The organism is Variovorax sp. CF079, assembly GCF_900101545.1.
GTDB lineage: Bacteria > Pseudomonadota > Gammaproteobacteria > Burkholderiales > Burkholderiaceae_C > Variovorax.
Window position 1 is genome coordinate 81,918 of the sequence record NZ_FMZU01000025.1, and the last position, 12,662, is coordinate 94,579.

Annotated in this window: 13 protein-coding genes and 2 pseudogenes; 8 read left to right on the forward strand and 7 right to left on the reverse strand. The window is 66.4% G+C overall.

Annotation, left to right across the window (positions count from 1 at the left end):
* On the forward strand, window positions 1–609 hold the full coding sequence (locus tag BLS74_RS28395) for a glutathione S-transferase family protein (protein ID WP_093110478.1): 609 nt from the start codon (window positions 1–3) through the stop codon (window positions 607–609).
* A gap of 120 nt (window positions 610–729) precedes the next feature.
* Here BLS74_RS28395 and BLS74_RS35285 read toward each other — a convergent pair.
* From BLS74_RS35285 to BLS74_RS28415, 4 genes and pseudogenes are all read right to left on the reverse strand, one after another.
* A pseudogene (locus BLS74_RS35285) lies at window positions 730–1,089 on the reverse strand (hypothetical protein); the annotation flags it as partial.
* A 74-nt stretch (window positions 1,090–1,163) separates the two neighbouring features.
* On the reverse strand, window positions 1,164–1,817 hold the full coding sequence (locus BLS74_RS28405) for a glutathione S-transferase family protein (RefSeq protein ID WP_093110479.1): 654 nt from the start codon (window positions 1,815–1,817) through the stop codon (window positions 1,164–1,166).
* A gap of 131 nt (window positions 1,818–1,948) precedes the next feature.
* A complete protein-coding gene (locus BLS74_RS28410) occupies window positions 1,949–2,491 on the reverse strand; it encodes a nucleotidyltransferase family protein (protein ID WP_093110480.1) in 543 nt (180 codons plus the stop codon).
* 386 nt (window positions 2,492–2,877) lie between these two features.
* On the reverse strand, window positions 2,878–3,576 hold the full coding sequence (locus BLS74_RS28415; protein ID WP_093110544.1) for a winged helix-turn-helix transcriptional regulator: 699 nt from the start codon (window positions 3,574–3,576) through the stop codon (window positions 2,878–2,880).
* Between the two features lie 103 nt (window positions 3,577–3,679).
* On the opposite strand from BLS74_RS28415, the gene BLS74_RS28420 reads away from it, so the two are divergent.
* On the forward strand, window positions 3,680–5,107 hold the full coding sequence (locus tag BLS74_RS28420; protein WP_093110546.1) for an FAD-binding oxidoreductase: 1,428 nt from the start codon (window positions 3,680–3,682) through the stop codon (window positions 5,105–5,107).
* Window positions 5,108–5,294: 187 nt separating this feature from the next.
* A pseudogene (locus BLS74_RS35290) lies at window positions 5,295–5,396 on the forward strand (cupin domain-containing protein); the annotation flags it as partial.
* 143 nt (window positions 5,397–5,539) lie between these two features.
* On the opposite strand, the gene BLS74_RS28430 reads toward BLS74_RS35290, so the two are convergent.
* Complete coding sequence (locus BLS74_RS28430) at window positions 5,540–6,166, reverse strand: adenylate/guanylate cyclase domain-containing protein (RefSeq protein ID WP_212733713.1); 627 nt, start codon at window positions 6,164–6,166, stop codon at window positions 5,540–5,542.
* Window positions 6,167–6,296: 130 nt separating this feature from the next.
* On the opposite strand from BLS74_RS28430, the gene BLS74_RS28435 reads away from it, so the two are divergent.
* The 3 genes from BLS74_RS28435 (at window position 6,297) to BLS74_RS28445 (ending at window position 11,083) form a co-directional block, all read left to right on the forward strand.
* Window positions 6,297–7,124 (forward strand): phytochelatin synthase family protein, encoded by an 828-nt coding sequence (locus BLS74_RS28435; protein WP_170855746.1) that lies wholly within the window; start codon window positions 6,297–6,299, stop codon window positions 7,122–7,124.
* A gap of 337 nt (window positions 7,125–7,461) precedes the next feature.
* Window positions 7,462–8,388, forward strand: coding sequence for a histone deacetylase family protein (locus tag BLS74_RS28440; RefSeq protein WP_093110482.1), 927 nt, complete (start codon window positions 7,462–7,464; stop codon window positions 8,386–8,388).
* Window positions 8,389–8,392: 4 nt separating this feature from the next.
* Window positions 8,393–11,083 (forward strand): bifunctional acetate--CoA ligase family protein/GNAT family N-acetyltransferase, encoded by a 2,691-nt coding sequence (locus BLS74_RS28445; protein WP_093110483.1) that lies wholly within the window; start codon window positions 8,393–8,395, stop codon window positions 11,081–11,083.
* A 149-nt stretch (window positions 11,084–11,232) separates the two neighbouring features.
* Here BLS74_RS28445 and BLS74_RS28450 read toward each other — a convergent pair whose 3' ends face one another.
* Together BLS74_RS28450 and BLS74_RS28455 are read right to left on the reverse strand one after the other, a co-directional pair.
* Entirely contained in the window at window positions 11,233–11,520 is a 288-nt protein-coding gene (locus BLS74_RS28450) for a hypothetical protein (RefSeq protein ID WP_093110484.1), read from the reverse strand.
* 197 nt (window positions 11,521–11,717) lie between these two features.
* Window positions 11,718–12,074, reverse strand: a complete 357-nt coding sequence (locus tag BLS74_RS28455; RefSeq protein ID WP_093110485.1) for a hypothetical protein — start codon at window positions 12,072–12,074, stop codon at window positions 11,718–11,720.
* 167 nt (window positions 12,075–12,241) lie between these two features.
* Here BLS74_RS28455 and BLS74_RS28460 point away from each other — a divergent pair, with 167 nt between their 5' ends.
* The gene (locus BLS74_RS28460; RefSeq protein ID WP_244504058.1) at window positions 12,242–12,496 is read left to right on the forward strand and encodes a hypothetical protein; all 255 of its coding nucleotides are present in this window, start codon (window positions 12,242–12,244) and stop codon (window positions 12,494–12,496) included.
* Entirely contained in the window at window positions 12,417–12,617 is a 201-nt protein-coding gene (locus tag BLS74_RS34080) for a DUF993 family protein (protein ID WP_139191771.1), read from the forward strand. Before BLS74_RS28460 ends, BLS74_RS34080 begins: the two co-directional genes overlap by 80 nt.
* Window positions 12,618–12,662: the final 45 nt, after the last annotated feature.

Here is a 12,662-nt window from a genome sequence, read left to right on the forward strand (position 1 = left end):
ATGTCCCTCGTCCTCTACTGGCACCCCATGTCCAGCGCCACCCCCATCGCTTGCGCCCTCGCCGAGCTCGGCGTGCCGCACGAGCGCGTCAAGATCGACATCCGCAGCGGCGAGCAGCGCAAGCCCGACTACCTCGCGCTCAATCCCAACGGCAAGGTGCCCACGCTCACGGTAGACGGCGCGTCGATGTTCGAGGCGCTCGCGATCCACCTGTGGCTAGGCGAGCGCTACGGCGTGGCGCGTGGCCTGTGGCCGAAGGCGGACACGCCTGAGCGGCTGCAGGCGACGTCCTGGTGCGCATGGTCCTACGTCACCTACGGCGCGGTGCTGGTGCGCCTGCAGGTCGCGGCGCATGGCGAGGAAGCGCTGCGCAGCGCGGCCCATGAGGAAGCCGCGCGCGAAGGGCTGAGCCAGTTGCTTGCGCTGCTCGACGCACGCCTGGCGAAGCAGCCCTGGATGCTGGGCGCGGACTACTCGCTCGTGGACCTCGTGGTCGGCTCGGTGATCGGCTACAGCGTCTACATCGGTGCGCCGGTGTCCTCGCACCCGCACGTGCAGGCGTGGCTGCAGAAGGTGCAGGCGCGGCCCTCGATGCAGATCGAAGCCTAGGGGAGGCGACATCGCCCGCGCACCGCGCTGCAGCCGGCTCGCCTCGGCCTGCGCGCAGCGCTTGCGCCGCCAGATGACCACGCCGGAGACGCTGAGCATCGCGACCACCAGGCCCATGGCCGAGATCAGGATGCGGACGGGCAGCCCGAGGAGGCAGCCCGAATGGATCGGGAACTGGGCCTGCACGAAGAGGTCGGCGGCCGTGCCCTTCCACGGTTCGCTCGCCGAGTGCACGGGCGTCGAGGCTGTCGACGTAGAGCGTGCGGTGGCCGACGCCGCCGCTGCCGTGCCAGCGCAGCTTGCGTCATCTTGCTGGGTCGCTTCTCGATTGGGGCTTGGGTTGAACGTCCAGTCCTGGCCGACTGTAGCCAGTAGCGGTCTCGGAGCTTCGGGCCCAAACGCGACTTCCCGCTTTCTACAACGAAGTGGACCTTCGGCGCTCACGTCTTCTCGTCGTCCGCGAGCGTCCGGCGAACCCACCTTGAACGGCTCGCCTGCGGCGGCCAGGGCGACGGCTGTGCATCGCTTCGACCGCGCCGGCAGCGGCGGCCCCGTCAGCCCTCCGGTAAGGAGGCGGCGTTGATCGCCAGTTGCGCGGCGAACGCCCGCTGGTAGGCCGGCCGCGCTTCGCCGCGAGCGACATAGGCGGCTAGGCTGGGAAACTCGTTCAGCAGGCCGGACGGTCTCAGCCGGAGCAGCACCGACACCATCAGCAGGTCGCCCGCGCTGAAGCCGCCGTCTAGCCAGTCGCCGTCGCCCAGGCGGGCGGCCAGCTGGTTCAGTCGGGCGCGCACCCGGTCCTCGACGAGGGGCAGGCGCTCGGCCTTCCAGGGCCTGTCGCCTTCCACCAGCTTGACGGTGACGAGTTCGAGGATGGGAGGCTCGACCGTATTGAGCGCCGCGAACATCCACGTGATGGCGCGCGCCCTTGCGTTGGCATCGGCGGGGAACAGGCCCGAGTGGCGCTCGGCGATGTGCAGCACGATGGAGCCGGTCTCGAACAGCGCGAGGTCGCCTTCCTCGTAGGTGGGGATCTGGCCGAAGGGATGCAGCGCCAGATGCGCGGCCTCCTTCATCGCGCGGAAGGCCACCAGGCGCACCTCGTAGGGCAGGCCGGCTTCCTCCAGCGCCCAGCGGACCCGCGTGTCGCGCGCCAGACCCTTGCCGCCGTCGGGCGACCGTTCAAAGGCGGTGATGGTGATGGTCATCGTGTGTGTCCTTTCGTTCGCCGCGGATCATCGCTCTGCAGGAAAGGGCTGTGCGCTCATGCGATCAGGATTCGACTCGTTAGTCGAAAGACCGGTTCTGGCCGGTGACGGCTGTTGGGCGAATTCTGCTTTCAGCATTCTTCTATCGAAAGCAACGGCCACCGCTCGCCGAACCGCTTTGATTGCACTCGCTGCCGGTACGTAGCGGCGCTCGCTCTGAGCGGGTTGTGCCGAACGAGCAGTTCGAACAGGTCGTCGAGCCCGTGCGGAGCCACGACCCCAATCGATTCCTCATCATTCAGGTTGACGCCCACACATGTGGCGAACTCCGGCCAGGTGCCCACGCCTTCTTCGAGGGACCGAACCGGCGGTACCACCTGCCCGAAATTGTTGGCGAACCAGTCGTGGACCGTGGCTTGGTTCGTGACCTCCCAACGCAACGCCGGCATTGCCTCGCGGAGGCGACGTTCAAGGTCCGCGTCCTGCCCGGGACTGTCCGCCGCGTCGTCGAAGTAGACGACGTCGACGTCTTCAATCGCTGAAGGCCGTTCATAGCCATGGAGCGCGTCCCACACGAGCGAACGCACGGCGCCGGCGCCGATGCACCAAGAGTTCAAACCAAGTGAGCGCACCACCCTCAATGCCGCCATCACGCTGCTCGACGAGCGCACCATGGCGACAAGCCGTGCCCCGAGTTCAGGCTGAGAGTGGAGGTTCATGGTTTGTGGCGAAGGCAGAAGCTGTCCGCGACCGTCGGCTCTTGGCCGACTACGGTAGCACGCGAGCATAGACCCAAGGACCGCTCCCGTTGCGAAGCTGCCTCGAGCCGAACTTCGCTTCAAGACTGGCTGCAGTCATTCGGCTCCTCACCGTATGCGGCGCGTGTGCGCTCTTTTCTGCCGGCCAGCCCCTGACGAAGCGGTCAGCCACGAAATTCGGCGGCCAATAGCTGCCGCGCTCTCCCACCGGCGAACTCGCTCGATACCTGCCGTTCGGCTTGACCATAGACCGGACCCTTGCGGTCGGTGCGGTGCCAGAGTGGGAGCCCGCGTCGGGCCTGTCAGCCTGCGGGGCTCCCGTCGGCACGGGCGACCGGCGTGATCTGGGCGAACATGCTGCGGGCGTTCCAGGTTGGGAAGGCTCTTACGAGCGACATGGGGCCGTGGAGTCGGATGCGGCCCTCGCGGGTGGCTTGGGCCCAGGTGAGATGGCCGGCGTGCCATTTGACGAAGGCTTCGGCTTCCGCCGTGATGTAGAGGTCCTCGTCGCGGCCGGGGCACGTCTTGCAGATCTCGGTGTCTCCGAGCTCGATGAGTAGCCAATAGCGCTCAGGGCGCGGCCGACCGGTGAAGTCGAAGCGGATGACGATGCGTCGATCCGGGAGCCGGTCTCGGCGGAGCGCGTGGCACATCGACCACAGGGCCACATACGGGTCGAGGTTCTCGGGGGCGATCTCGAGCCAACGCGCACCCCACTCACCGAGTACCTGGCAAACTGTGAAGAGCTCATGGCCCGCGGACGTGAGCTTGTAGTGGCGCCCGCGCCCGTCGGGCTTGGGTGCCGACTCGACGATACCGCGCCGTTCGAGCTGCCTGAGCCGCTCTGAGAGCAGGGTACGCGACAGTCCGGGCGCGCCCTCCAGGATCTCACTGAAGCCTCCGCACCCCAGGTGCAGGTTGCGGATGATCAGCGGCGTCCAGCGCTCGGCGAAGATCTCGGCACCACGGGCGATGGGGCAGTATTGGCCGTACGTCCTCATAATCCCAGTGTCGCGCACCCACCTTCGGCTGTGAAGTCCAGATTTTTGACTTTACGGCCGCGGTCCGCGGTGGTCCGATGTGGTCCTCGAAGTGGAGGACACCATGACGACACCAACGACCACGGAATTGGGCCACCGGAGCAAGCAGCCAACCCTCGTTGAAATCGACGGGTTTCGAGGCCGGCTGATCAGTGCCCACCACGCCGACTACGACATCGCGCGTGCCGTGTGGAACGGCGCCATCAACCGGCACCCGCGTCTGATCGCCCGATGCATCGGGGTCGCCGACGTGGTCGCGGCTGTGCGGTTCGCCCGCGACCACGATCTGGAGATCGCCATACGAGGGGGAGGCCACAACGTGGCGGGCACCGCCGTTTGCGACGACGGGATCGTCATCGACCTCTCGGCCATGCGGGCCGTGCGGGTCGATCCCGCCCATCGCAGGGCCTGGGTGCAGGGCGGTGCGCTGTGGGGCGACGTCGACCACGAGACGCAGGTGCACGGTCTGGTCACCACCGGTGGAATCGTGAGCCACACCGGCGTCGCCGGGCTCACCCTCGGCGGTGGCGTCGGATGGCTGATGCGCAAGCATGGACTTACGGTCGACAACCTTCTCGCCGCCGATGTCGTAACAGCCGACGGCGAGCTGCTGCGCGCGTCCGAGGACGAGCACCCCGACCTGTTCTGGGCGCTGAGCGGCGGCGGCGGCAATTTCGGCGTGGTCACCTCGTTCGAGTTCCGCCTTCACTGCGTCGGGCCGACCGTCCTGGCCGGGCCCATCCTCTGGGACGCGAATGACGCCAGCGAGGTTCTCCGCTTTTACCGCGACTTCGTCCGCGACGCTCCCGACGAGCTCGGCACAGTAGTGAGGTTTGGCACCGCGCCACCGCTGCCGGTTATTCCCACGGATCTGCACTGGCGCCCGGTGATGATGGTCGGCAACTGCTATGCCGGGCCGATCGAGGACGGTGAGCGGGCGCTCGGCCCGCTTCGCGTGTGTCGGCCTCCTCTTGTCGACCTGGTCGGCCCCACACCATACGTGGGATTCCAGAGCGCACTCGATTCGACCGTCGTCCACGGCTGGAACTACTACTGGAAGTCAACCCACCTCCCCGATCTCAGCGATGACCTCATTGACGTGATTGCCGAGCACGCGTTCACCTGCGCGTCGCCACGGTCGTACGTGGCGATGTTCCATCTGAAGGGCGCGGTGAGCCGAGTGGCCGAGGGCGGGACAGCGTTTGGGAACCGGCAGGCTTCGCACGCGATCACGCTCGATGCGGTATGGCGGCCCGGCGAGGACTTCGCCACGCGGGACACCGCTTGGGCAAGGGGGTTCTTAGCCGCCCTCGGCCGGTTCCGGGAAGGCGTCTACGTCAACTTCCTCGGCGGCGACGAAGACCCCGGCCGGGTCCGCGAGGCGTACGGCGCCTTCGTCTATGACCGGCTGGTGGACGTAAAGACCAAGTACGACCCCGACAACGTCTTCCACAACAACCAGAACATCCGCCCGCGGTTGAGTCATGCGTGAGCAATGGCGACTGCCTGCTGCGAGGCCCAGAGGCAGCCATTCGACCGGCCGCTCTGGGATGCCAGTGGATTGGGACCTTGAGATCCACGAAGGACCGCGACGGGTCGAGCGGCGCCAAGCGGCCGCTATCTGACGCCAGCATCGAAGGGCTGGTGCTGGCCGGCCGAATCCGGCCATCGGCCGCATTTACACCATTCCTCCGGGCCACGACGCATGGGTCGAAGGCAACGACCCGTTCGTTGGCTTCGAGATGATGAGCGCAGAGGAATACGCAAAGCCCAAGAGCTGACCCCGACTGGTCTGACCTCCCTTCAGTGATGAGCGGATCGCGAGCTACTCGAGCCGGCGGCGATGGCTGCCGTCGGCTGGACCGAAGGTGGCGCGCCGAAACAGCATGCTCGGGAGCGAGGCTTCTTTCGAGCTCGTCGCCGCTCAGGACGAGAGGTCGTAGTTCCAGTCGCCGGCAGCCCAGGAGGCGGGCTGCGAATGCGGACTCGAACTACTGCGCGTACCAGCCCTAGTCCGGGACCACGCCGCGCACAGCCCAAAACGAGGTTGTAAGTGCGCGCGGACCGTCGGGAACACCGCAAAGATACGCTGCCCTGACATGGCGCTGCTGCTGTCAGTGACGGCGTACACCTCGACCGGCGCCGCCTTGCCCCGGAACGACGCCGCCCCGAGGGGCTCGACCGGAATGCGTCCACCGAGTGCCATGCAGGTTGCCGGATCGATCAGGATCGTCCGCTTCGCAAGCTTGGTGTGCGCCTCGAGTCGTGCGGCAAGGTTCACCGTGCCGCCGATGCAGGTGTAGGTCGCGCGCTGCTGCGTGCCGGTGTAGCCCGCCACCATTTCGCCGGTGGCGATTCCCACGCCGATGCGGATCGCAGGCTTGTCCGCAGCGATGCGCTCTGTGTTCAGCAGCTCGACCATCTCGACCATGTCGAGCGCCGCGCGCACCGCGGCCGCGCTGTGGTCGGGCAGCGGCAGCGGGGCGCCGAAGATGGCCATCAGCCCGTCGCCGTCCAGCGGCGACCTGCGCTGAAAGCGAAAAAGCCACACGGTCGCCTCTGGGACCGCCTCGAGTTTTTCAACAGAATTCTGCGGCGAGCTGACGATCGACAGCCCCCACTTCTACGGCAGTGCGGCGTAGTCGACAATGGGCCGCCCTCCGCAACCCCTGGAGTCACTCATGTCGCCGATCAGAAGCCTCGTCTGCGCCGCGCTGCTCGCCACCGCAACGCTCCTGTCGGCCTGTGCCACGCATGGCGCGGCAACGAGCCCAGCGACGACGAGCGTAGAGGCGAAAGCGTCTCCTGCGCTCGTGCCGTTTGCGTCCGATGAAGGCCTGGCACGTCTTGGCCGCTCGGGCGCAAAGATTGATTTCGCGGCGCTCGCCAACCAATTTGAAGCCCAGTACAACGGCACTTTCTGCGGGCCCACCTCGGCCGCGATCGTGCTCAACGCCGTGCACAGCCGCAGTGCCGACCTGCCACGCGACCACACGCGGCTGCGCAAGGACGATGTGCAGTTCATGCGAGCCGGCGCCGATCCGATCGTCCCGCGGTTCACGCAGGACAGCGTGATCGACAGGGGCCCCAAGACACGTGCGCAGGTGCTGGGCGAGCCGATCACCATTGGCGGCAAGCAGGTCAAGGATTTCGGCTACCAGCTGCGCCAGTTTGACGCAATGCTGCGTGCAAACGCGCTCGTCACCAGAGTTGTCGTCGTTGACGATGCGCTTTCCGAGCAGGCCATCCGCGCTGACATGGCAAACAACCTCGCGCGCGGCGGCGACTACGTGATCGTGAACTACAGGCGTGAGGCCGTGGGCCAGAAGGGAGGTGGCCACATCTCGCCGCTCGGCGCCTATGACGCTGCGTCAGACTCGTTTCTCGTGCTCGATGTCAACCCGGCTGTAGCGGGCTGGGTCTGGATGCCGACGGCCACGCTGGTGAAAGGCATGCGCACTTTCGACACGGTGGAGAACCGTGGCTACGTGCTGGTCCACGCGCCATAAGCCCTCGGGCAACGCGAAGAAGTGTCGCTAGCTCATGTCCGTGCGTCAGGTGGCTCAGTCGCCATTTCTGGCACCAGTGGCCGCGGTCCCCGCTCGCGCATTGACCGACCCACCGGCACGGTTCCCTGCCTGCCGCTCTGTGACCAGCTCGATCGCCATCGCCTCTGCGGCAGACGAGCCCGCCATCTCGTGGGCACTTGTCGCGCCCCCCGACAACGATCGCCAGCGACTGCGCCGGCGCCCTTGCCTTGATGCAGCTCATGAAATATCGGATCGACCGCGCCTAGACTGCGCGCAGACCTCCGCCGCGCGGCGCGGGATGGCCCAGGAGCCGAATTTGCTGACCGCTTACATCACTCACCCCGACTGCGCACGCCATGAGATGGGCGCCGGCCATCCGGAATGTCCGGAACGGCTTTCGGCCATCCACGACCGGCTTCTGATCAGCGGTCTGCTCGACTACATGGTCCCGTACGACGCTCCGCTCGCCACCGATGATCAACTGGGGCGGGCACACTCGCTCGCCCATGTGCGCGAACTTGCTGCGGCTTCGCCGGACGAAGGGCATCACCAGGTTGACCCCGACACCAGCATGAACCGATACACCATGCAGGCTGCACGGCGCGCGGCGGGCGCCTCGGTTCTGGCTTGCGACCTGGTTCTTTCGGGCAAGGCGCCCGCGGCGTTCTGTTGCGTCCGGCCCCCGGGCCATCATGCCGGGCGCGCCGCCGCCATGGGCTTCTGCTTCTTCAACAACGTGGCCGTCGGCATTCGGCACGCGCTCGATGTGCACGGCCTGCAGCGCGTGGCGCTGATCGACTTCGACGTCCACCATGGCAATGGCAGCGCCGACATCTTCAAGGGCGACGAGCGTGTGCTCATGTGTTCCATATTCGAAAAAGGGATCTATCCTTTCTCGGGCGAGGAAGACGAGGGTCCGAACATGGTCAACGTCGGCTTGCGTTCGCGCTCGGGCAGCGACGCTTTCCGCGCAGCGGTCATCCACCAATGGCTGCCGGCGCTCGAGGCCTTCGCCCCCGAGCTCATCTACATCTCCGCCGGCTTCGATGGCCACCGGGAGGACGACATGGGAAATCTGGCGCTGGTGGAAGGCGACTACACATGGGTGACGCAGCAGATCATGGCCGTCGCGCAGCACCACTGCCGGGGCCGGGTCATCTCCTGTCTCGAAGGCGGCTATGCACTGAGCGCGCTGGCGCGCAGTGCCGCGGCGCATGTCAAGGTCCTGATGGGTGCAGACTAAGGTCATGGACAAGCACTACCTCACGCCGCTGCTGGCGCCGGGCTCAGTCGTTGTCTTCGCGGGCCACGCCGAAGACCCGGTAGGCCAGACTTCGCACGCCCGGGCCGTGCGCGAAGCGCTTCGCGCAGACCGGTTCAACGGAACGCTGCAGTTTCTGGACGTCCGCACCAGCGGCACGCTGGGGGATCTGGCGCAGACGCGCTCCGATCTCGCGATCATCGCGCTGCCCCCTCAGGAGATCGCCTCTGCACTGGAGGTCGTCGGCCGCATCGGCTGCCGCGCCGCGCTCGTCATCTCCAATGGCATCGCCACCGAGCAGGCTGCGCAACTGCGAAAGATCGCGCGCCGCGACGGCGTTCACCTCCTCGGTCCGAATTCGCTCGGCTTTCAGCGCCCCCCGTTGACGCTCAATGCCAGCACGGCCGGCCCGCTGGCCAAGGCCGGCCCGCTCGCGCTGGTGTCGCAGTCGGGCGCCCTGACGGCATCGATGCTCGATTGGGCGCGCGAGAACGCGGTCGGGTTCTCCAGCGTCGTTTCGCTCGGCCGCCATACGGCGGTGGACATCGCCCAGGTGCTGGACTTCCTGGCCAACGATGCCGCCACCCACAGCATCATCGTCTACCTCGAAGGGATCTCCAGCGCACGTCGCTTCATGAGCGCCCTGCGGTCGGCCTCGCATGCCAAGCCGGTGGTGGTGCTCAAGGCCGGTCGCAAGCCCGCCGGCAACGAAGCTGCGCACACGCACAGTGGCTCGACCGTCGGCAGCGACGATGTCTTCGACGCTGCGCTGCGACGCGCCGGTGCGGTGCGGGTGCGCTCGTTCGTCGAACTGTTCTCGGCCGCCAAATGCCTGGCCTCGCGCTATCGCCCGGTCGGCCGGCGCCTGGCCATCGTCACCAATGGCGGCGGCCCGGGTGTTCTGGCGGCGGACTGGGTCAACGAGATCGGCCTGCAACTCGGCAAGCTGTCACCCGACTCGCTCAAGACGCTGCAGCCCCGGCTGCCCGCGTCGGCTTCGCTCACCGATCTGATCGACCTTTCGGAGGAAGCCGAGCCGGCGCACTTCCGGGCCGCGGTCGATGCGGCCGCCGCCGACCCGCAGATCGACGGCGTCCTGGCAATCTTCTCGCCCAAGACAGGGGCCGATGCGGTCGCGGTGGCGCGCGTGCTGGCCGACATCCCGCGGCCGATGAGCAAACCGCTGCTGTCATGCTGGATGGGCGACGCCTCGGTCGGCCCCGCGCGTGCGGTGCTGGGGGAGGCCACCATCCCGAGCTTCCGCACGCCGGAAGCGGCGGTTGGCGCGTTCGGCAACATCGCGGCTTTCTATCGGAACCAGGCGCTGCTCCAGCAGACCCCGCCGCCGCTGTCGGCGCTTGCCAAGCCGGATATCGAGGGTGCGCGGCTGCTGATCGAGAGCGTGCTGGCGGAACGGCGCAAGGTACTGACCGAGATGGAGTCGAAGACCTTGCTGTCTTCCTTCCATATCCCGATCACCCGCACCTTGCTGGCGCGCAGCGCCAACGAAGCGATGATGATCGCCGCCCAGCTGGGCTTCCCCGTCGCGCTCAAGATCGATTCGCCCGACATCAGCCACAAGTCGGATGTGGAGGGCGTGGCGCTGAACGTCATGAACGGAGCCGGTGCACGCGACACGTACAGCGACATGATGGAACGCGTGGCGCGCCTGGCGCCCGACGCGCGCATCAACGGCGTGACCGTTCAGAAGATGGCCACGGCCCGGCGCGGGCGCGAAATCCATGTGGGCCTGGTGACGGACGATCCCTTCGGCCCCGTCATCGTGTTCGGCGCAGGCGGCACCATGATCGAGCTGCTGGACGACCGTGCCATGGAGCTGCCGCCGCTCAACCAGTTCCTGGCGCGCCGGCTGATCGAACGCTCGCGGGTCGCCGAAACCCTGCACGAATGGCGCGGGGCCGCAGCCGTGGACATGGAGGCGCTGGAACAGGTGCTGCTGCGGGTTTCCGAGATGGTGTGCGAACTTCCCGAACTGCGGGAGATGGACATCAACCCGATCATCGTCGACGAAACGGGCGCAGTGGCGGTCGATGCTCGCATCGTCGTCGACAGCACGCCGCAAGGCGCAAGCGGCCTCATCAACAGCTACCAGCACCTGGCCATCCTGCCCTACCCTGCGCGCTACCAACGCGAGTGGCCTTTGCCCGGTGGGGGCACCTACACCGTGCGAGCCGTTCATCCCGACGACGCGCAGATGCTTCAAGCCCTGGTGCAGCAGCTCTCGCCGGAAAGCCGCTGGTTCCGGTTTGTCTCGCGCTTCCACGAGTTGCCGCCGTCCATGCTTTCGCGCTTCACCTTGATCGACTACGACCGCGAGATGGCGCTGGTCGCAGTGGTGCGGGAGCGTGGCGTCGCGGACGATGGCGCGGTCCGCGAGACCGAACGCATCGTGGGCGTGTCGCGCTACATCACCAATCCAGATCAATCGAGTTGCGAGTTCTCGTTGGTGGTTGCAGACGACTACAGCGGCAAGGGACTGGGATCACGCCTGTTGGAGGCGATCATCGATGTGGCCCGCGACAAGGGCCTCTCGGAGATCGATGGGCTGGTGCTGAGCAACAACGCCGATATGCTGAAGCTCGTGAAGAGGTTGGGTTTTTCGATCAAGTCCTTTACCGAAGATCCGGACTTCAAACTGGTGAGTCGGGCCTTGTGACTCGAGCTCGCTGAGCATCAATGCGCCGACGGCTGCTGCGGCTCGGACCGAACCGGGGTTGCGCGGAGCTCTGTGATCGCGTCTGCGCGTTGCCGTTTGCAGGATCGAATCGCGAGTTCCGCAGATGCAAGGCAGTTCGCGCGGATGCCTTAGGCTCCCACGAAGGTCAGCCGCACCTCGTGCGCCAGCCCATCGCGAACGATGTCTCGGGCATCGTCATCTGCGAATTCGAAGAGTGCATCGGGGATATCGTCCTCCTCGAGCGCGAAGAGGATCTCGATGGCCCCTTGCTGGGCTTCCGAGAAAGTGCCGACCTGGGTCAAGCGGTTGAACTTCGCAGCCGTCTCCTGCGGCGCCAGCTGGCGCAACTCGAGCAACTCGAGCACGAGCTCGATCTGCGATGGGGTGAGGGGCTTGGGGGCAGCGGAAGACATCATGGCGTTCGATCCTTTTCGGTGGGGCTCGGGACTGTTCCTTTGCTGAGAATCAGTCTCTTCGTCGATCCTTAAGCGTCGCTGAAAAGTGCTCGCTTGCCGGCTCGGCAGTTGAGCGATCAAGAGCACGCAGCGTTTGACTCAGACCCAAATGTTGGGGCGTACAGAGGTACTGACGTCCCCTCCGGGGCGCACTCGGATCAATCGTCCCAATCCCGACGGTGGTGATGGCGATGGCGCCAACGCTCGTCCGGCCCGTAATAGACCTGCGCCGGCGGCCCGTAGTACACCGGTGCCGGGCGGTAATAAGCTGGCGGCGGCGGCCGGTAGTACACGGGAGGAGCCGGCTGATAGTAGGTCGGTGCAGGACGCGAATAGACAGGTGCCGGCTCGTAGTACACGGGGCCAGGCTCGGCAACGCCGATCGCCACGCCCGGAGCACTGATGCCGACAGACCAGTTCACCTGGGCATTCGCTGACGCGGCGGCGAAAAGTGCACCAACTGCCACAGCACCGGCCGCGGACCACTTGAAGAAGGCTGAACGATTGAGGTTCACAGAGACTCCTGAAGGGGCGAAAACCACCCCTATGCAGTCCACAACGTGCGCCTCGCGATCGAGGTCGACGTCTGCTCTGTGAAGATGGTTGCTGAACGTGACCAATCCGGGCTTGTGCCTTCGCTGCGAAATCCTGCCGCTTGCCACCAGCGGCCAACGATAGGGGGATGATCCGACTGATCGCCTGCCGGGTTCCGCTACGCGCACCGGCCCGAAGAACGCTCGCGCCTGTGGAAGGCGCGGCACACTTGGGCAGCAACGTCGTCGACAAGGTGCCGCTACCGCTGAACGGCTTCGTCGACATCCCTACCGGTCCGGGCCTCGGCATGAACCTGCTGCCGGATGCGCAGAAGATCCGCCCCCCGTTGTCCAAGCCGATCACGATGCGGCCGCACTTTGACGGCTCCATGGTCGATCAGTAGCGCAGCGCATTTTGCGCGAGTGTTCGCGCTGGCCGACCAAAGCGGCGCGCTGGCAGACCCGGACCTCGCCTGCGAGCGCATGAAGGCCCATCTGCAGGTTGCCTGCGGCCTGCACGGGTGAACGCGCCGTCGTCGGTCGTCGGCCGCATCCAGGACAGATCTCGCC